This window comes from Mesorhizobium sp. J18, assembly GCF_007829525.1.
Lineage (GTDB): Bacteria > Pseudomonadota > Alphaproteobacteria > Rhizobiales > Rhizobiaceae > VLJP01.
In genome coordinates, this window is sequence record NZ_VLJP01000003.1 from 54,261 (window position 1) to 73,314 (window position 19,054).

The following is a 19,054-nucleotide window of genomic DNA, read 5'->3' on the forward strand; positions in this document are numbered from 1 at the left end:
CTAGCCGGCGTTGCGTATGTCCTCCAGCCGCGCCCTCTGCTGTCCGTCCTGTCTGAAATTGGAGGGATCGAGCCAGGCTTCAAGGGCATGCCGGACCGCTGGCCACTCGCCGTCCAGTATGGAATACCACGCCGTGTCGCGGTTTTCGCCCTTGACGATCATATGTTGGCGGAAAATGCCTTCAAACTGGAAACCGAAGCGCAGGGCCGCACGCTTGGAGGGTTCGTTGCGGTTGTTGCATTTCCATTCGAAACGCCGGTAGCCGAGCTCATCGAAGGCGTGTCGGGCAAAGAGGTAGAGCGCCTCCGTCGCGGCCGGCCTTCGGGAGATCAGCGGCCCCCAATAGATGTTGCCAATCTCGATCACCCCATGGGCCGGATCGATGCGCATGAATGTCTGGCGGCCGGCGATCCTGCCGGTCGCCTTGTCCATGACGGTGAAATAAAGCGGGTCCTCGCTTGCCGCCGCTTTCTCCAGCCAGGGCTGAAAGGCGGCACGGCTTTCCGGCGGGKATTCGCCAAGCCAGCGGAAGCGGCCATCGGCATCGTCGATGCTGGAGGCGGCGAACAGCCCGTCCCCATGCTTTTCCGGGTCGAGCGGCTCCAGCCGCACATATCTGCCCTCCATTGCGATGCGCGACGGGCGTGGGCGCGGCGTCCAGTTCTTCAAATCCTGCGGCACATTCATCCCCATTTGACATTTTCCCTCCGAAGCTCACAAAAGCAGTGATTTGAGGAAAGAACCAGATAGGTCACGACTATGCTCCAAACAGTTGCCGCCTTCGACCGCATCGGCGAGGAAAATGCCTTTGCCGTATTGGCGCGGGCGACGGAACTCAGCCATCAGGGCCGCGACATCATCAATCTCGGCATCGGCCAGCCGGATTTCCGGACGCCGGAGCATATTGTCGAAGCTGCCGTGAAGGCACTGCGCGACGGCCATCACGGCTATACGCCGGCAACCGGCATCCTCGCCTGCCGCGAGGCGGTGGCGCGCCGCACGCTGGCGATAACGGGAGTCGAGGTCTCGCCGGAGAACATCATGATCCTGCCCGGCGGCAAACCGACCATGTATGGCGCGATCGTCATGTTCGGCGAGCCCGGAACGGAAATCCTCTATCCCGACCCCGGCTTCCCGATCTACCGCTCCATGATCGAATTCACCGGCGCCAAGCCTGTCCCGGTGCCCATCCGCGAAGAGAACGGCTTCGCCTTCTCGGCCGATGAGACTCTGGCGTTGATCACGCCGAAGACCCGGCTGTTGATCCTGAATTCGCCGGCCAATCCCACCGGCGGAGTCACTCCGCGGGAGGAGATCGAGAAGCTCGTCAAGGGGCTGGAAAAGCATCCGCAGGTCGCGATCCTCTCCGACGAAATCTATGACGTCATGACCTATGACGGCGAGGAGGCATGCTCCCTGCTCCGCTTTCCCGAGATCCGCGACCGCCTGGTCGTGCTAAACGGATGGTCGAAGACCTGGGCCATGACCGGCTGGCGACTGGGCTGGTCGATCTGGCCTGATGGACTTTACGACAAGATCCGCAAGCTTGCGGTCAATTGCTGGTCCTGCGTCAATGCTCCAGCCCAATATGCCGGCATTGCCGCCATCGATGGGCCGCAGGACGACGTCGAGAAGATGATGCGCGCCTTCGACCGGCGTCGTCGGGTCGCGGTCGAGGGGCTGAACAGCCTGCCCGGCATAAGCTGCCGGACGCCTAAGGGCGCCTTCTATGCCTTCCCGAACATCACCGGGACCGGCTGGAAGGCCAAGAAGCTCGCTTCGGCCCTGCTCGAGGAGGCTGGCGTGGCGCTTATCGGCGGGCCTGATTTCGGCGTTCTCGGTGAGGGCTATGTGCGCCTTTCCTATGCCAATTCGGAGGAGAATATCCTGCGCGCGATCGAGCGCATCGGCGATTTCCTCGCGCGCTGACACGGGCCGGGATTTTCGTCCGTCACATCGGAAAGAAGAACCAGATCGCCGCAACGCTCGCCGCGCCGACGATGATGTTCATGGGGATGCCGATCTTGAGGAAGTCCGAGAAGCGGTAGTTCCCAGCGCCGTAAACGAGCGTGTTGGTCTGATAGCCGATCGGGGTCGCAAAGCTGGCGCTGGCGCCGAACATGACCGCCACCACAAATGGGCGCGGATCAACCCCCATCTGGTCGGCGAGTGCAATGACGATCGGGGTTAGCAGCACGGCTATGGCGTTGTTCGTCACGAGTTCCGTCAGGGCCGAAGTCACGAAATAGATCGCAATCAATGTTGCCAGCGGCGGCAAGGACGACAGAACAGGCGTCAGGCTGTTGACGATGAGTTCGACTGCCCCGGTGCTCTCCAGACCCACGCCTACTATCAGCATGGCAAAGATCAGGACCAGGATCGGACCGTCGATCGAATCCCACGCCTCGTCTCCGTCGATGCAGCGCAGCAGCAGAATGGCTGCGACCGCGAGCATGGCGAGAATACCGATGTCCTGAAAGTTGAAGGCGGCTAGCAATACGACGGCGGCAAGCGCGAGGATCGCGATCGGCGCCTTGCGGCGCCGGAAGGCACGCCCGCTCGGACGCGTGACGGAGACCAGATCGGCCTCCGCCGTCAGGGCATCGAAACTTTCCGCCGGCCCCTCCAGAAGCAGCTTGTCTGCAGGTCTCAAACGCACATTGTCGAGATCGGGGCCGGGTATATGGCGGTGCCGATGCGCGCCGAGGATACGAACGCCATAGCGGCGGCCAAGAGTCAGGTCCGCTATGCGCTGGCCCACGCTCGCCTTCAGCGGCGCCACCACCGCCTCGACCATGATGGTGTCGGCCGCAGCCCCCGCTCCCCGCCGCGAGCCTATGCGCAAGCGGCGATCATCGTTGAGGGTCAGCAATTCCGACGTCGTTCCGAAGACGATCAATGTATCGCCTTTCTTCAGGACCCGCTTCGACAAATTGGTGCGCATGACTTCGCCGCCGCTTCGCAAGCCGACAATCCTGAGACCTGGACGCTTGAAGACGGCGATGTCGCCGATCTTCCTGCCGGCCAGATCGTCGGCATTCCTGCGAATCGTTACCTCCGAGAGGAATTCCGTCTCGCTGGCCAAAGTCTCCTCGGCCTCACTCCTGCGGTCCGGTAGCAGGAAACGGCCGAGCAGCAGCATCGTGGCTGCGCCCACCAATGCCGCGACAATACCAACCGGCGTGATCTCGAAGATGGAGAACGGCTCCATTCCGTTGCGGCGGGCAACACCATCGACGAGCAGATTGGTCGAAGTTCCGATGAGCGTGCAGGTACCCCCAAGAATCGCCATATAGGAAAGCGGAATGAGCAATTGTGTCGGGGCAACGCCGACTGCATCTGCCAGCCGGATGACGATCGGAATCAGGATCAGCACGACCGGCGTGTTGTTCATGAAGGCGGAAGCGAGAATCGTCGCCGCAACGAACATGATGATGGCGAGCCTCGGTCGTTCGGAGGCCTTGCTGATGACCCCTTCGGCGACCGCCTCCAGCACACCCGTCCGCACCAGAGCGCCCGAAAGCACGAACATGGCGGCAATGGTGATCGGAGCGGGATTGGAAAAGACGGTCATCACCTCCGCCGTAGGCACAAAGCCCAGTACGATGAACAGGGCGGCACCGCAAACCGCCGTCACTTCCGGCGGATATCGCTCCAGGACGAAGGCAGCGAACAGGCCCAGAAGGAGAAGAATGGAAACATGCGCTTCATAGCCGGCGAACAGGCTTGCCATTCAGCAGGCGGCCCCATTCCAGCGCTGTGAGAATTGCCATGACGCTCCGACGGGAAATGCCGGCTCTCCCTGACGATCGATGTTCAAGAACGTCATCTGGTCCCCTCCGAACTGGCGCAACGGGCTAAACTCCGCGGGTTTGCAAATGTTCCGCCGTGGCCGCCAGAATGATCGGCAGCAAAAGTTCATCCGTCAATAAGGTTAAGCAGCTTACAAAAGCCGGGGCGGCGCTGGCGGGCCGCCCCTTTCGAACCGTGCTTGGGAGGAGGAAAAGCCGATCCGATGCTTTTAGACTGTACCCGATTCGTTGAGGAATGGTTAACGCAATTTTTACCCTTCCTCGCCTTGTGACGCTTTCCGGCCGGAAGTCGCATCAACCTGGCCAGCGCTCCGGCGCGGTGTTTCAATGGAAACGGATTTGAGCAGGGCCACCATGCGGTCGCCCTTCGCGATGCCGAGCTCGGATACCGATTTGCGCGTCAGGCACGCCAGTATGCGTTGGTCCCCGATGTTGAGCGCAACCATGACATGAGCACCATCATGCCTGCCGATCTCATCGACAATGCACGGAATCTGGTTGCGGATCGAAAGACCGTCATGGATTGAACGCGCCAGAGCGACATCGGATGCCCGCACGTGAAGTCGAACACGGTCACCGACGCGGAAATCCCGTCCGGTCAGCTCGATGCAGCCTCCGTCCATCCTTACATTGGCCATTTCATATTCCGCATCGAAGGCGCTCACCTCGCCTTCCAGCAGAGCCCCCGCCTCGCCGGCCTGCATGTCCAGGTCGAGGAGGCCGAAGATCCTGGCAGCCGGCCCGACATCCGAGACCTGGCCAGCATCGATCAGCACGACCGTATCGGCAAGGCGTGCAACCTCTGCGGTCTCGTGACTGACATAGAGGACTGGAATGCGCGTCTCCGACCGGATGGCCTCGAGATAAGGCAAGATCTCGCCACGCCTTTCGCGATCGAGAGACGAAAGTGGCTCGYCCATCAGGAGCAGTGCGGGATCGGAAAGCAGCGCCCGCCCGATCGCCACACGTTGGCGTTCGCCGCCGGAAAGCGTGGCGGGCGAACGGTCGAGATGATTTTCCAGCCCCAGCAGCGCCACGACCTCGTCGAAGGGGCGCGTCGCCTTTCTGCGTCCGGCCCAGCGGGCATAGGTCAGGTTGCGCCGGACCGACATGTGCGGAAAAAGCCGCGCGTCCTGGAAAACGAAACCGATCCGACGTTCCGGCGGTCTCAGATCGATACCGCGCGCGGAATCGAAAAGCACACGCCCCGCCGCAACGATCCGACCTTTCGTCGGCCGTGCCGTACCGGCTATCATCTTGAGTATCGTGCTCTTTCCCGCCCCCGAACGTCCGAAAAGCGCGGTTATGCCGGATTCGGCCTGAAAGGCGGCGGATATGGCAAACGCACCGATCCTGCCGGAAATATCGACGTCGAGGCCGCTCACTGCCTGCTGCTCCGCTGCATGCGGCGCGCTATCCATTCGGAAAACAGCACCGCCGCCACCGCCAATATGGCAGAAACGATAATGAGGTGGAGAGCAGCGGCATCGCCCGTCGGCGTCTGCAACAGCGTGTAAATAGCGAGCGACAGGGTCTGCGTTTCTCCGGGAATGTTGGAAACGAAGGTGATTGTCGCGCCGAATTCGCCGAGCGCCTTTGCAAATCCCAAAACGCCCCCGGCAAGCAGGCCCGGCAATGCGAGCGGCAATGTCACGGTCAGGAACACGACCGGCCGCGAAGCGCCGAGCGTATGCCCTGCCTCCTCTAGGCCACGATCTATCGCTTCCAGGGAAAGCCGGATCGGCCGGACAAGCAGTGGGAAGGCCATCACCCCGGCTGCGAGCGCTGCACCAGTCCAGCGGAAGGCGAAACTCAGCCCGAACACGCTCTCGAAGAAGCGTCCGAGCGGGCCGCGCGAACCGAAGAGCAGGAGAAGCAGATAGCCTGTCACCACCGGCGGCAGGACAAGCGGCATGGTGACGACAGCCTGCACAAGGCCCTTGCCGGGAAAGTCGCGCCGCGCCAGGAGCCAGGCAATGGCGAAAGCAGGAACCAGCCCAACCGCGATCGCAGTAAGGGCAACCTTGGCCGAAAGAAGAACGATCGCGCCAGCACTTTCCTCCATCACGCTCTGCTCAATGCTCGACCCTGGAGAAGCCGAATTCCTCGAAGATCGCCTGTCCCTTCTCGCCGGAAAGATAGTCGAGGAATTCGACGACCTCCGCCTTGCCGTCCCTGGTGGCGGCAGCCGGATAGACGACCGGATCGTGGCTTCCGGCCGGGAAGCTATAGGCCAGGACCAGCCCCTTCGCCGCCTTCAGATCGGAGCCGTAGACCATAGCCGCTTTGGTTTCGCCACGACTGGCGAATTCGAGCGCCACGCGAACATTCTCGGCGAAAACGGCATTCTCCTTGACATCTTCCCAAAGCCCGAGCTTCTCCAGCGCCGACTCGGCATATTTGCCGGCAGGCACATGGCGCGGATCGCCCATGGCAAAGCGGCCCTCTTTCAGAAGCTCGCCCGGCTCCGACACCTGCTCGGTTCCCTCGGCGACGGCGATCACCAGTGCGTTTCCGGCAATCAGCCGGCGCGTTTCCGGCTTAATGAGATCGCGTTCTGCCAGCCACTCCATCCAGTCCTGATCGGCCGAAACAAAGGCATCCGCTGGCGCACCCGCCTCGATCTGCCTTGCCAGAACGGAACTGGCGGCAAAGGAAACGATCACTTTCGTTCCGCTTTCCGCTTCGAAATCGCTTGCTGCGCGACCCAGTGCATCCTTCATGCTCGCGGCCGCGAATACGGTGATCTGCTCCTGCGCGGCTGTTGGCAATAAACCGAGAGACATCATAGCCAGGAGCAGCGCCCAAACCCATTTCTTCATCACAAGTCCTTTTCGCCGGCATGCCGGTCACATGGCCTCCCGCTTGCCGATCGGCCGTGGCTTACTGGTGATGGTGGGTCCGGCAGAGGCATCCGCGCCCCGGATGCAGCCTGTCCCTTGGCTCAGAGGCAACCATCAGGCGCTGCCCCGAAATTGCGCAATGGCTTTGCGCAGGCGGAACCTTATGCGCCCTCTTCGCCAATGACAACAGGTGAATGGGAGCCGGGCGAAAGCAACGCGCCTCGCACCCGTTACGTCAAAAAGGGTCGGTGTCTCGGATCGCCGTTGACTCAGCAGCCGGCGTCCGTCTTTGCCGCGGCAGTCTGTTCGCCTTCCTGCTGGGCTTCCACATCCTGCTGGGAAGTAGCGACATCATTGGTGTCATCGGCTTCGTCGGAAGCCAGAGGCATGGTGCCGCCGTCCTTCTGTGCCGGTCCGGCATCGCTTTCCTGAGCATCGGCGCGCGGTTCGGCTTCAAGGGGGGCCTGGCTCCCGTCCTTGGCGACGGGAGGCGTCTTGACCTCCGCCGATGTGGACGCCGTCGAATCCGCATCCACGCATTCGGCCAGGGTAAACCCACTTGAAAAAAGCAGAAGCGTGCCTGCGGTTGCCAGTTTAACAAGTGTTTTCATGTCGAGGTCTCCTTTGTCGTACATGACAAACTTGGACCTCGGCAGCATTGTTCCGGTCGAAGCAGTGTGGAGAACGACATTTGACGACGCCTTTCTCCACCTGCATCTGCGAGGAGAAGGTTAGGCTTGGCCTTCTTCTTCATCCACGACAGCGGCCAGCGCCCGTTCACCGGCTTGGATCGCTTCCTGCTCGGAAGGAAACGGCCCGACCGTTGGTCCCGCATCACCGTTCCTTTGAATGCGATAGTACCATTTGTTGTCATCATTTTTCTGATGAGCCGTCACCGTGGCATTCCGATCAACCGACATTGCTTTTCTCCCAGGCTGTCTTGCAGGCGTAGCTTAGTGCGCCGTTCATTTCGCTGATATGACAAGATAGCTTGAACGAATTTCGGACCAGCGGGTTACGCTCCTAATCGGGACGATTCCGTTTGGCACGCTTTATGCACGTAGCCACATGCCGGCCCTGCCGGCGTCCTGATGTAAATCAGGCGGATTGTCGGGGATTTCGCGGGGGCGCCCCCGGCAGTCTGGGGCCCGCGGTGATAGACTACGCCTCGACCTTGGCGGAAGAAACCGTCGCCTCGATATGGTCGACCAGCATGTCGGGAAGATTGAGCCGCCCGGCCAGAAGATCCAGATAGCCCCGCTCGGCGCGCGTATTGGGGTCGATGGCAAGGCGCGAAGCGGTGTAGAGCTCGACCCTCTGTGCGTCGGTCTTGGCGCCGGCGACCAGCTTGTCTAGATCCATCGGACGCTCGAGTTCCGAGACGAGGAAGGCTTCCGCCTCGTCATCGATGCCAGCCTCCTTCAGCCTGCCTGCGATCCGGGCGCGCTCGGCCTCATCGATATGGCCGTCGGCACGCGCCGCCGAGATCATCGCCCGCACCAGCGTAAGGGCGAATTCATCCTCGCCCTGTGGTGCCTCGGCCGGATCGAAGCCGGTATTGGAAGGTGGCGGCAGCAATTCGGGCTGATTCTGCGCCTGCTCCGCAGGGTTCTGACCGCTCTGATAATTCTGATAGGCTTTGTAGGCGAGGCCGGCAATGGCAGCGAGACCGCCGAGCTTCAGCGCCGAGCCGGCAAGCTTTCGCCCGGGGCCGGTGCCGAGCAGAACAGCGGCGATGGCGCCCGTGGCCAAGGGATTGTTGCGGGCAAGATCGAGCGCATTTCCGGCCTTGTCGCGGACTGTTCCTTGTCCGCCCGGCATTTTCGAGCCAAGCAGTTCATCCAGCAGCTTTTTCGGATCGAACATCGGGTTCTCCCAGCGTAAAGACGGTCACGGATCCGGTCCGCAGACATGCCCGGTTCAGGTAGGCAACCAGGTGCCCCTTTGCAATGACGGCTTCGCCGGAAAAGATCAGCGGCCTATATGCGGACCGCTGCCGCGGCTTTCGGCCAGCTCTATCTGACGCTGGCGTTCGGCATAGCGTGCGCGATCCGCTTCCGTCTTCACATCATGGCAATGCGGACAGGAAACGCCTGCGTGATAATGCGGCGAACGGAGGTCTTCCGCCGTCAGCGGCCGGCGGCAGGCACGACAGAGCTCGGCTTCACCCTCGGCAAGGCCATGCGTCACCGAGACCCGCTCATCGAAGACGAAACATTCGCCTTCCCAGAGGCTTTCTCCGGCGGGTACCGTTTCAAGATATTTGAGTATCCCGCCCTTGAGATGAAACACCTCTTCAATGCCGAGGGATTTCACAAAAGCCGTTGCCTTTTCGCAGCGGATGCCCCCGGTGCAGAACATTGCCACCTTGCGGCCGCGCAGCTCGTCGAGCCTTTCTTCGGCCCAGCGCGGAAATTCTCCAAAACTGCGGGTCTTGGGGTCCACAGCACCGCGAAACGTTCCGATCGCCGTTTCGTAGTCGTTGCGTGTGTCGATCAAAATCGTATCAGGATCGGCGATCAGGGCATTCCAGTCACGCGGTTCGACATAGGTGCCGACGCTTGCCAGGGGATCGACACCCTCGACGCCCATGGTAACGATCTCCTTCTTGAGGCGAACCTTCATGCGGCGGAACGGCATCTCGGCGGCGCGGCTGAATTTCACCTCGAGACCGGCCAAGGCGGGGATAGTTTCGAGGAAAGCGAGCAGTTCCGCAATCCCCGCTTCGCTGCCGGCCACGGTGCCGTTTATGCCTTCCGGCGCCAGCAGGAGCGTCCCCATGATGCCCTTGCATCGGCAAAGATCCAGCAAGGGCTGACGCCACGCGGCAAAATCGGCAAAGCGCGCAAAGCGGTAGAGCGCGGCGACGGTGACCGGCATTTCCTGGCGGGATTGGGACATGCCGATGCCTCTACGCCGGGAACGGCCTTGTTGCAAGGCGTGAAGCTGCATCTGTCGCGCCCTGGCACTCTGGCCGGATGGGGAAGGCCCCGCTCCATCCCCGCTCCATCCCGTTTTTGTCCCCGCCCGGCGTCAGGGAGTCAGAATAGTGGCAGGCATTTAACGAGGGACGCCATGTTTTCTGCAGAAACCATCCATGAGATTTCCAAAGCCGCAGACAGGAAGGGTGTCGAACCCGCCGCCCTGCTTGCCGTCGCCAAGGTCGAGAGCAACGGCACCGCATTCGCCATGATCGATGGACGGCCCGAACCGCTGATCCGTTTCGAGGCCCACTATTTCCACCGCCGGCTCACGGGCGAGAAGCAACGCCTGGCCCGCGCCGCCGGCCTCGCCTCGCCCAAAGCGGGAGCAGTGGCAAACCCTGCGACACAGGCAGAACGCTGGCGCCTCCTGGCAAAGGCCGTCGAAATCGACCCGAAGGCGGCTTACGAATCCACCTCATGGGGCATTGGCCAGGTTATGGGAGCCCATTGGACCTGGCTCGGTTACGCAAGCGTGGAAGCACTTGTGGAGGAGGCGCGCAGCGGGATTGCGGGTCAGATGCGGCTGATGCTAGCCTATATCGAGAAGGCCGGCCTCGCAGGCGTATTGCAAAAACACGACTGGCACGCTTTCGCCCGCGGCTATAACGGTCCGAACTATCGTGCCGGAACCTATCATCTGAAGCTGGCGCAAGCCTATGAATTGTTTCACTCGGGCTCGGTTTCCGCTCCCGCCAAAGGCGAAGCCGGAAGCCCGACCCTGCTTCGCCGTGGCTCGTCCGGAGAACAGGTCCGAGACTTGCAGAGATTGCTTTCCGCCCTCGGCTATCCGCTCGCGGTGGATGGGCGCTTCGGCCCTGCCACGGAGGCGGCTGTGAAGCGTTTCCAACGCGATGAGGGTCTTGCTATCGACGGCATTGCGGGGCCGGCGACGATTGCAGCCATCCAGCAGGCCATGCCTTTCCGCCACGCGGGACAGCGCTGGCTGGCCTGGCTTTCGGAACTGCTGCGGAGGATTTTCCCCTGATCGGATCACCGGCCATATTCGTGGACATGCAACCGTGCCTCCGCTAAATCGCTTTCAAATCCAAGCCCCGCGAAAGGAAACCCATGCGCGACAAGACCGAAACGCTGCTCGCAATGCTCAAGGGTCAGCCGGTCATACCTGTATTGAAGATAGAGCGGATTGCCGATGCGGTGCCGCTTGCCCGGGCTCTGGCGCGTGGCGGATTGCCGGCGATCGAGATCACCTTGCGCACGGCGGACGCGCTTGACGCGGTGCGCCTCGTCGCGGCGGAAGTCCCCGAGGCGGTCGTCGGCGCGGGAACCATCCTTTCGGCCAAGGACTTCCAGGAGGCTACGGATGCCGGTGCGAAATTCATCGTCAGCCCGGGCATGACGCAGGAACTTCTGGATGCCGCTGCCTCGTCGCCTGTCCCCTTCCTTCCCGGCGCCATCACGCCAAGCGAGATCATGGGCGCGCGCGAGGAAGGCTATTCACTCTTGAAATTCTTCCCTGCCGAGCAGGCGGGCGGCGCCGCTTTCCTGAAATCGCTTGCTTCCCCCTTCGCAGGCATGCGCTTCTGCCCGACCGGGGGAATTTCAGCGAAAAATGCTGCCGATTACCTCTCGCTGCCGAATGTGGTGTGCGTCGGCGGATCGTGGGTTGCGCCGGATGATGCACTCCAGGCAGGTGACTGGGACAGGATCGAAGCGCTTGCGCGCGAGGCGAGCGGGCTCCGTCGATAACGAAAACGGCCCCTCGCGGGGCCTCCTCATCAAGGCTGGAATATCAAATTCAGTTCGTGTTGAACTTGGCCACCGCCAGGAACGTGACCGCGCTGCCGGTAAAGCGGGAGGCATCGGCGGCCGTCTCTCCGGAATGGAAACCGGCAGTGTAGACGGCACTCGGCGCACGCACGACCGGGCTCTCGAAGGACGGCATCTTGGTTCCGTTGCCGTTCTGGATGACCGGTTCGGGATTGAACGCCCAGCGCGCATTCTCCGCCCGCACGGGAAGGACAACGGCCTTGGGGTCAGGTCGTGCCGCTTTCGCGTCCGGCCGGGCACCTTTCTGCGTGGTCTTGACGCTGCCGGCGATGATGGCCGATGTCTCGGTCGCGCTGTCGCTCTCCAGCAACGCCGTTCTCTGCGAGGCGCCGACCTGTCGGCTGTTCGGCGCTGACGGTATGTCCAGCGAGGCGGCAGCAGCCACTTCCCGGCTCTTGGTTTCGGCACTCTCGGCTGCGATCGCCGCCGGCCTTGACCCCGGAATAGCCGCCAGCGTGATCTCCTCATCCACATCCGGCTTGGGCCGCATTGACGGAATGGGCAGGAAGGCTGAGGCCGCCGAGGCGGTCATCACATTGTCTTCCGCCTTCAGCACTTCCGCAATGGCGTCGGAGGCATTGGGTTTATCTGCCGTTTTGGCAAGAAGCTCCTCATCCGAAGCCGCTGCGACAAGGGTCTCCTCCACCGTCGGCTCTGGCGTATAGTCGGGGCGGCGGGTCGGAATCGGCACGTTAAGCGCAGCGAGCGTCACGCCGTTTTGGTCCACGGGCCCCTTGGGCAGGGTCTCGGCATCGGCGATTGCGAAGGGAACCTGGTCGGGTGCCGGAGCGGCCACGGCGACTTCCGGCCTGGGTGCTTCCGTCTCAGGCCGCGGCGCGGCCTTGGGAAGCGGAATATCGCTGGCGGAGAGCGCGGCAAGCATCGCCGCCGGTGTCTCGGGTACCGCCTCCGGAGCAGCAACAGGAGCGGCCGGCGTCTCTGCGCGCCGCACCGGCTCTGCCGGCTGCGGAGCCGAAGTCCTGCGGGCCGGTCGGGCCTGCGCGGCTTCTGCCGGCGCGGCTGAGGCTACCATGGCGGAATCCTCTTCGTCATCCGCACCACCGCCGAACAGCGAGGCAAGCAGGCCCCTGCCCGAGCCGCCGGAACCGCTGGCGATCTGCACCGGGCTGCCACTGCGCTTGCGCGCCTCATAAGCGGCCACAGCCTGCTTGTATCCGGGCAGCGGCTTGCCGTCGGTGGGAACATGCATCGTCTTGCCGTCGGGGAACAGCGCCAGCAGCTCGCTGCGGCTCATGCGCGGCCAATGGCGCACATTGCCGACATCCATATGTACGAAGGGCGAACCCGACGAGGGATAGTAACCGACGCCACCAGCCTGCATCTTCAGTCCGATCGCCCGCAGCTTGGAGAGCTTGACGTCAGGCAGATAAAAATCGAGCGCATTGCCAAGCGTATGCTGGCTCTTGTTGGCGACGCCGCTGCTGCGCTTGCGCAGCATGGCGTTGGTGGCCGGAGCGCGATAGCCGCAGATGACGTGAATATAGTCCCGCGAACCCGATTGGCGGTAAACCTCCCAGACCAGATCCAGGAGATGCGGGTTCATCTTGGTCGGCTCGTTGCGGCGCCAGTCGCGCAGGAACCGGTTGATCTCGGTCAGGCCGCTCTGGATGTAGCGGCCGTTGCGCTTGTAGGTGATCTCCGCGCGCTCTCGCGTATGCAGATTGTAGAATTTCAGGGTGCGCGTTTCCGCACTGGCCGATACAGCGGATGAGGCTATGAATGTGATCGCAAGAAGCAGCCCGGCCAGATATTTGGACCACACGGATGCCGGCTTGCGCCATTCACGAACTGGAACGTCGTAGCTTTTCAAAACCCTGGCCTTGCAGGTTCGATGATTGTCCCCGGAGCGAAGGTCGAACGTCTCTCCGTTACGTTCGAGTATCAACCTTAATGGTTAACCCAGTCTTATTGAAGCGGCAATGGGGTATGACGATGGCGAGAAAATGGCAAGGAATGCCACAGGTCTTACTAGGTAAACAGGGCGTAAATGCCCGAACGAGCTGAGATTTCCATCGAAATCGGCCAGCAGACAAACCGCTCCGGCCGCCTTTCCTCCGAATCGATGCCCCATTCCCTCAATTTCGGATAAAGGCTGGAGTGGCCAATTCCGGGCCCGGGCCGGCCTGGTTCGTCCAGGTGACATAAATGCACGACAGCAGCCGAGTAAAGAACGTTTTCCAGAAGCCGGCGCTGGACTGGATCGTCATCGACTATCGAGAATGGCGGCGCGGACATGGAATCTTTGAAAATTCGAACTAGCTGTCTCCAAATGACTGGCCCAACATGCCACAGTCTCCTAAACAGCAGTTCAAGAAAGCCGGTGAACGCCCTTTGACTCACCGGAACTTAGAGGATGCCCGATGATCGAATCCGCCGGCGGACCTCGTCAGGTCGCCCCCGCCAGGACCAATGCTGCCGGTCAACTCGCCCGCAAGTCCGAATTCGGCATGCTGCCGGAATGGAACCTGTCCGATCTTTATCCCGCCACGGATAGCCCGGAACTGGCCGCAGACCTACAGCGCGTCAGCGAGGAGGCCGTCGCCTTCGAAAATGAATGGAAAGGCAAGCTGGCCCGCGAAGCTTCGAAAGGTGCTGCGGGCCGCCTCGGCGAGGCCGTGCGCGCCTATGAGGCGATCGAGGAACTCATGGGCCGGATCATGTCCTTTGCAGGGCTGGTCTATGCCGGCAATACATCCGATCCGAAGCGTGCCAAGCTCTATGGCGATGTCCAGGAGAAGATGACCGATGCCGGCTCGCATCTGCTCTTCTTCGCGCTTGAGCTGAACAATATCGATGACGATACGATCGCTGCCGCGCTCGATGCCGATCCGGCCTTCGGCCATTACCGGCCGTGGATCCTCGATCTCAGGAAGGACAAGCCCTACCAGCTCGAGGACCGCATCGAACAGCTTTTCCATGAAAAGACCGTGACCGGCCGCAGCGCCTGGAACCGGCTCTTCGACGAGACGATGACGAGCCTGCGCTTCAAGGTTAACGACGAGGAACTGACCCTTGAACCGACGCTGAACAAGCTGCAGGACCCCGACCAGGATATCCGCCGCAAGGCGGCGGAAGCGCTTGCGGCCACCTTCAAGGAAAATCTCCGCACCTTCACCCTCATCACCAACACGCTGGCCAAGGACAAGGAGATATCCGACCGCTGGCGCGGCTTTGCCGACATCGCCGATTCCCGCCATCTCGCCAACCGCGTCGAGCGCGAGGTGGTGGATGCGCTGGCGAAGGCGGTGCGGGAAGCCTATCCGCGCTTGTCTCATCGCTACTATGCCATGAAAGCCAAATGGCTAGGCATGGAGACGATGAACCACTGGGATCGCAACGCGCCGCTCCCTGAGACGCCGCGTACGGTCATCGGCTGGGACGAGGCGCGCGAGACGGTGCTTGCCGCCTATCATGGATTCGCGCCGGAAATGGCCGAGATCGCCCGCCGCTTCTTCGACCGCAACTGGATCGACGCGCCGGTGCGGCCTGGCAAGTCGCCCGGTGCCTTTGCACATCCGACCGTGCCTTCCGTCCATCCTTACGTGCTGCTCAATTATATGGGCAAGCCGCGCGACGTGATGACGCTCGCGCATGAACTCGGCCACGGCGTGCATCAGGTATTGGCAGCCGAACAGGGTGCGCTGATGGCCTCCACGCCTCTGACGCTGGCAGAGACTGCCTCCGTCTTCGGCGAGATGCTGACCTTCCGCTCGCTGCTCGACCGCACGATCGACAAGCGTGAGCGCAAGGCCATGCTGGCGCAGAAGGTCGAGGACATGATCAATACGGTCGTACGGCAGATCGCCTTCTATGAATTCGAGCGCAAGGTGCATACGGAGAGGCGCAAGGGCGAGCTCACATCCGATCTGATCGGTGAATTCTGGCTCGAAGTTCAGGCCGAGAGCCTGGGACCCGCGATAAAGCTGCGCGACGGCTACGAGACCTTCTGGGCCTATATACCGCACTTCATCCATTCACCCTTCTATGTCTACGCCTATGCCTTCGGGGACTGTCTCGTGAACTCCCTTTTCGCCGTCTACCAGAACGCCGAGAAAGGTTTTCAGGAGAGGTATTTCGACATGCTGCGTGCCGGCGGCACGAAACATCATTCCGAGCTTCTGGCTCCTTTCGGCCTCGATGCCTCCGATCCCGCCTTCTGGAGCAAGGGCCTGTCGGTGATCGACGGATTGATCACCGAACTGGAAGGGCTCAACTGAGGCGCCCTGCCGATCGGCGGGCCGGAAGGTAAAGAGGATTGCTCCAGGTCCCGGACATGACCATCACCGCGCCTTTCATCCTCTTCCGCGACGATCTGGCCGGGCAGGCGGTGCTTTTCCGCTCGCCATCCGAACTGTTGGTCGCCGAAAGCGCGGCCGATTTCGAGGAGGTTCTGGAGCGGGCCGAGCGCGCACGGGCAGCAGGCAAGTGGCTGGCCGGCTACTTCTCCTATGAGGCGGGCTATCTGTTCGAACCGAAGCTTCGCCCCATTCTTCCGGAAGGACGCCGTGCGCCGCTCATCTGCCTCGGGGTTTTCGATGGACCAGACGCGGAAGCCGAACGCTTCGCCATTCCGGCGCATTCCGACAGCAATTCCTTCCTCGCCGAGCCGCACGCGACTTGGGCATTTTCCCAATACGAAACCCGTTTCGCCCGCGTCCATCGCCATTTGCGCGAAGGCGACTGCTATCAGGCCAATCTCACCTTTCCCGTGGAGGCGCGCTGGGGCGGCGACCCGCTGACGCTTTTCGACCAGCTTACGGCGCGGCAGCCCGTCGCCTATGGCGCGCTGGCCGACCTCGCCGGCCCGATTGTTCTTTCGCGTTCGCCGGAGCTTTTCTTCCGTATCGATGCCGACCGGTGGATCGAATCCCTGCCCATGAAGGGCACGATGCCGCGCGGCCACACGCGCGAGGAGGACGAGCGCCTGAAGGCTGCTCTCGGCTCAGACCCGAAGAACCAGGCCGAAAACCGGATGATCGTCGATCTCCTGCGCAACGATATCTCGCGCATCAGCGAGGTCGGCACGCTGGACGTGCCGGAGCTTTTCCGCGTCGACAGCTATCCGACAGTGCACCAGATGGTCAGCCGGGTCAGGGCGCGCCTCATGAAGAATGCCACGATTCGCGACATCTTCGCCGCGCTCTTCCCTTGCGGCTCCATCACCGGCGCGCCGAAGATCCGCGCCATGGAAATCCTCCATGAGCTGGAGGAGCGCCCGCGCGATGTCTATTGCGGCGCCATCGGCTGGATCGCGCCGGGCCTGCGCATGCGCTTCAGCGTCGCCATTCGCACCTTGTCGCTCTTTCCTGGCGGCGAGGCCGTCTACAATGTCGGCGGCGGCGTGGTCTTCGATTCCACCGCAGAAGGAGAATATGCCGAATGCCTGCTGAAGGGCCGTTTCGCCACGGGCGAGGCGCCGATTTCGAACTGATCGAGACCATGCGCTGGGAGCCGGGCAAGGGCATCGCGCTCCAGGCCCTTCACCTCGATCGGCTTGCCGGTTCGGCGACGGAACTGGGATTCACGTTTCATCGGGAAGCTTTCGAGGAGAAGCTTGCGGCAATCTCGGCGGCGACGGACCAGCGCGTCCGCATGGCGCTTGCGCCGGACGGAACGCTGACGATGACACTGCAGGATTTCATTCTCCAGCCTTCCGACACCGTATGGCCGCTCCGGCTTGCCGAAACGCGGCTCAATTCAGGCGATCCACAGCTTCGTCACAAGACTTCGGCACGCGGCGTCTATGCTGCCGCCCGTGCGGAATATCCGCCGGGCGAGGCGACCGAGGTCATCCTGCTCAACGAGCGTGACGAGATCTGCGAGGGGACGATAACGAATGTCTTTGTCGAACGGGCGGACCGGCTGATGACGCCGCCGCTCTCTTGCGGACTTCTGGCGGGGGTGCTGCGCCGGCATCTGCTCGAAACCGGCCGCGCCCGCGAAGCCGTTCTTAGGCGCGAGGACCTGCTTCATGCGGAAAATGTCTTTGTCGGCAACGCGTTGCGCGGATTGATCCGGGGACGGCTTCTGTCTTAGGAGCAACTGCGCTATTTGCCGTAGCGGCAATTGAAGAGGAGCGTTCTTGAATGGCGAATGAGAAATGGCCGGTCTACGGCGAAATCACCGGCCCGGTCGTCATGATCGGCTTCGGCTCCATCGGGCGCGGAACGCTGCCTCTCATCGAACGCCATTTCAAATTCGACAAGGAAAGAATGGTCGTCATCGACCCGCGCGACCACGACAAGGCGCTGCTCGACGAACGCGGCATCGCATTCGTGCAGCAGGCGGTCACGAAAGACAACTACGAAGAGTTGCTGACGCCGCTCCTGACCAGGGGCGATGGCCAGGGTTTCTGCGTCAATCTGTCGGTCGACACCTCCTCGCTCGACCTCATGAAACTCTGCCGCAAGCTTGGCGTTCTCTACATCGATACGGTCGTGGAACCCTGGCTCGGCTTCTATTTCGACAATGATGCGGGCAACGAGGCACGCACCAACTATGCCTTGCGCGAAACGGTGCGCGAGGAGAAACGAGCCAACCCCGGCGGCACGACCGCCGTTTCCTGCTGCGGCGCCAATCCAGGCATGGTTTCCTGGTTCGTCAAGCAGGCGCTGGTAAATCTCGCCAAGGAACTCGGGCTTGATTTCGAGGAACCGGGACAGGCCGACCGCGAGGGCTGGGCCGCGCTGATGCAGAAGGTCGGTGTCAAGGGCATCCATATCGCCGAGCGCGATACCCAGCGGACGAAACAACCGAAACCCATGGACGTGTTCTGGAACACCTGGTCCGTCGAAGGCTTCATCGCCGAAGGGCTGCAGCCGGCCGAACTCGGCTGGGGCACGCACGAGACGTGGATGCCTGACAACGCCAAGGAGCATGAGACAGGCTGCCGCGCCGCGATCTATCTTGAACAGCCGGGCGCCAATACGCGCGTGCGCAGCTGGTGTCCGACGCCCGGCCCGCAATACGGCTTTCTCGTCACCCATAACGAGTCGATCTCGATCGCCGACTTTTTCACGGTCCGGGACGAGGCCGGCAAGGCGATCTATCGGCCGACTTGCCATTACGCCTACCATCCCTGCAACGACGCCGTACTTTCGCTGCACGAGATGTTCGGCGCAGCCGGCAAGGCGCAACCGGTCCAGCATGTCCTCGACGAGAACGAGTTGGTGGACGGTATCGACGAGCTGGGCGTGCTTCTCTACGGACACGCCAAGAACGCCTATTGGTACGGTTCGCAGCTCTCGCTCGAGGAGACGCGTCAGTTGGCCCCTTACCAGAACGCCACCGGCCTGCAGGTCGCGTCGGCCGTTCTCGCCGGGATGGTCTGGGCGCTCGAGCATCCGGAAGCAGGCATCGTGGATGCCGACGAGATGGACTACAAGCGCTGCCTCGAGGTGCAGCTTCCCTATCTCGGACCGGTGACAGGATACTACACCGACTGGACGCCGCTGCATTCCGGGCCCGGCCTTTTCCCGGAAGACATCGACACGAAGGACCCGTGGCAGTTTCGCAACATTCTCGTGCGCTGAGCGTTCATACAGGCTCCGACGCTGCCGCAACGGCTTCCATGACGCTATAGTGACAGCGGCGGATTTATTGGAGA

Annotated in this window: 17 protein-coding genes; 7 read left to right on the top strand and 10 right to left on the bottom strand. The window is 62.1% G+C overall.

The genetic code is table 11. The features are described 5' to 3' along the window. Complete coding sequence (locus L598_RS02240; protein ID WP_246658588.1) at positions 1-693, bottom strand: GNAT family protein; 693 nt, start codon at positions 691-693, stop codon at positions 1-3. A 66-nt stretch (positions 694-759) separates the two neighbouring features. Between L598_RS02240 and L598_RS02245 the strand changes: the two genes are divergently transcribed. Beyond that, complete coding sequence (locus tag L598_RS02245; protein WP_144859779.1) at positions 760-1,929, top strand: pyridoxal phosphate-dependent aminotransferase; 1,170 nt, start codon at positions 760-762, stop codon at positions 1,927-1,929. Between the two features lie 22 nt (positions 1,930-1,951). On the opposite strand, the gene L598_RS02250 is transcribed toward L598_RS02245, so the two are convergent. The 8 genes from L598_RS02250 to L598_RS02280 form a co-directional block, all read right to left on the bottom strand. Beyond that, on the bottom strand, positions 1,952-3,733 hold the full coding sequence (locus tag L598_RS02250; RefSeq protein WP_144859781.1) for an SLC13 family permease: 1,782 nt from the start codon (positions 3,731-3,733) through the stop codon (positions 1,952-1,954). A 330-nt stretch (positions 3,734-4,063) separates the two neighbouring features. After that, positions 4,064-5,197 carry a molybdenum ABC transporter ATP-binding protein gene (modC, locus tag L598_RS02255; RefSeq protein ID WP_144859784.1) on the bottom strand — a complete coding sequence of 378 codons (1,134 nt, stop codon included), beginning with the start codon at positions 5,195-5,197 and terminating at the stop codon, positions 4,064-4,066. Then, positions 5,194-5,877, bottom strand: coding sequence for a molybdate ABC transporter permease subunit (modB, locus tag L598_RS02260; RefSeq protein ID WP_144859788.1), 684 nt, complete (start codon positions 5,875-5,877; stop codon positions 5,194-5,196). Before modB ends, modC begins: the two co-directional genes overlap by 4 nt. A gap of 10 nt (positions 5,878-5,887) precedes the next feature. Continuing rightward, positions 5,888-6,634, bottom strand: a complete 747-nt coding sequence (gene modA / locus L598_RS02265) for a molybdate ABC transporter substrate-binding protein (protein ID WP_144859791.1) — start codon at positions 6,632-6,634, stop codon at positions 5,888-5,890. 290 nt (positions 6,635-6,924) lie between these two features. Next, positions 6,925-7,266 carry a hypothetical protein gene (locus tag L598_RS02270; RefSeq protein ID WP_144859794.1) on the bottom strand — a complete coding sequence of 114 codons (342 nt, stop codon included), beginning with the start codon at positions 7,264-7,266 and terminating at the stop codon, positions 6,925-6,927. Positions 7,267-7,386: 120 nt separating this feature from the next. Further along, positions 7,387-7,551, bottom strand: coding sequence for a hypothetical protein (locus L598_RS21340; RefSeq protein ID WP_186444908.1), 165 nt, complete (start codon positions 7,549-7,551; stop codon positions 7,387-7,389). A gap of 265 nt (positions 7,552-7,816) precedes the next feature. Next, a complete protein-coding gene (locus tag L598_RS02275) occupies positions 7,817-8,521 on the bottom strand; it encodes a tellurite resistance TerB family protein (RefSeq protein WP_144859796.1) in 705 nt (234 codons plus the stop codon). Between the two features lie 105 nt (positions 8,522-8,626). Next, entirely contained in the window at positions 8,627-9,556 is a 930-nt protein-coding gene (locus L598_RS02280; protein WP_144859799.1) for a rhodanese-related sulfurtransferase, read from the bottom strand. Positions 9,557-9,730: 174 nt separating this feature from the next. Between L598_RS02280 and L598_RS02285 the strand changes: the two genes are divergently transcribed. Next, a complete protein-coding gene (locus L598_RS02285; protein ID WP_144859802.1) occupies positions 9,731-10,624 on the top strand; it encodes an N-acetylmuramidase domain-containing protein in 894 nt (297 codons plus the stop codon). 83 nt (positions 10,625-10,707) lie between these two features. Further along, positions 10,708-11,346, top strand: coding sequence for a 2-dehydro-3-deoxy-phosphogluconate aldolase (locus L598_RS02290; protein WP_144859805.1), 639 nt, complete (start codon positions 10,708-10,710; stop codon positions 11,344-11,346). Positions 11,347-11,395: 49 nt separating this feature from the next. On the opposite strand, the gene L598_RS02295 is transcribed toward L598_RS02290, so the two are convergent. Further along, a complete protein-coding gene (locus L598_RS02295) occupies positions 11,396-13,258 on the bottom strand; it encodes a DUF882 domain-containing protein (RefSeq protein WP_144859808.1) in 1,863 nt (620 codons plus the stop codon). Positions 13,259-13,895: 637 nt separating this feature from the next. Here L598_RS02295 and L598_RS02300 point away from each other — a divergent pair. The 4 genes from L598_RS02300 to L598_RS02315 are packed head-to-tail and all read left to right on the top strand — an operon-like array spanning position 13,896 to position 18,980. After that, entirely contained in the window at positions 13,896-15,665 is a 1,770-nt protein-coding gene (locus tag L598_RS02300; RefSeq protein WP_246658595.1) for a M3 family oligoendopeptidase, read from the top strand. Positions 15,666-15,721: 56 nt separating this feature from the next. Continuing rightward, positions 15,722-16,879, top strand: a complete 1,158-nt coding sequence (locus L598_RS02305; protein WP_186444910.1) for an aminodeoxychorismate synthase component I — start codon at positions 15,722-15,724, stop codon at positions 16,877-16,879. After that, complete coding sequence (locus L598_RS02310; protein ID WP_144859814.1) at positions 16,828-17,484, top strand: aminotransferase class IV family protein; 657 nt, start codon at positions 16,828-16,830, stop codon at positions 17,482-17,484. The genes L598_RS02305 and L598_RS02310 overlap by 52 nt, the downstream gene beginning before the upstream one ends. 50 nt (positions 17,485-17,534) lie before the next feature. Then, positions 17,535-18,980, top strand: a complete 1,446-nt coding sequence (locus L598_RS02315) for a homospermidine synthase (RefSeq protein ID WP_144859817.1) — start codon at positions 17,535-17,537, stop codon at positions 18,978-18,980. Positions 18,981-19,054 lie beyond the last annotated feature (74 nt).

What these genes read in the sequence shown, in the direction of transcription:
- L598_RS02245 (WP_144859779.1), top strand. Translation starts at nt 760, where the DNA reads ATGCTCCAAACAGTTGCCGCCTTCGACCGCATCGGCGAGGAAAATGCC.
- L598_RS02250 (WP_144859781.1), bottom strand. Translation starts at nt 3,733, where the DNA reads ATGGCAAGCCTGTTCGCCGGCTATGAAGCGCATGTTTCCATTCTTCTC.
- modB (WP_144859788.1), bottom strand. Translation starts at nt 5,877, where the DNA reads ATGGAGGAAAGTGCTGGCGCGATCGTTCTTCTTTCGGCCAAGGTTGCC.
- modA (WP_144859791.1), bottom strand. Translation starts at nt 6,634, where the DNA reads ATGAAGAAATGGGTTTGGGCGCTGCTCCTGGCTATGATGTCTCTCGGT.
- L598_RS02270 (WP_144859794.1), bottom strand. Translation starts at nt 7,266, where the DNA reads ATGAAAACACTTGTTAAACTGGCAACCGCAGGCACGCTTCTGCTTTTT.
- L598_RS02275 (WP_144859796.1), bottom strand. Translation starts at nt 8,521, where the DNA reads ATGTTCGATCCGAAAAAGCTGCTGGATGAACTGCTTGGCTCGAAAATG.
- L598_RS02280 (WP_144859799.1), bottom strand. Translation starts at nt 9,556, where the DNA reads ATGTCCCAATCCCGCCAGGAAATGCCGGTCACCGTCGCCGCGCTCTAC.
- L598_RS02285 (WP_144859802.1), top strand. Translation starts at nt 9,731, where the DNA reads ATGTTTTCTGCAGAAACCATCCATGAGATTTCCAAAGCCGCAGACAGG.
- L598_RS02290 (WP_144859805.1), top strand. Translation starts at nt 10,708, where the DNA reads ATGCGCGACAAGACCGAAACGCTGCTCGCAATGCTCAAGGGTCAGCCG.
- L598_RS02300 (WP_246658595.1), top strand. Translation starts at nt 13,896, where the DNA reads ATGCTGCCGGAATGGAACCTGTCCGATCTTTATCCCGCCACGGATAGC.
- L598_RS02305 (WP_186444910.1), top strand. Translation starts at nt 15,722, where the DNA reads ATGACCATCACCGCGCCTTTCATCCTCTTCCGCGACGATCTGGCCGGG.
- L598_RS02310 (WP_144859814.1), top strand. Translation starts at nt 16,828, where the DNA reads ATGCCTGCTGAAGGGCCGTTTCGCCACGGGCGAGGCGCCGATTTCGAA.
- L598_RS02315 (WP_144859817.1), top strand. Translation starts at nt 17,535, where the DNA reads ATGGCGAATGAGAAATGGCCGGTCTACGGCGAAATCACCGGCCCGGTC.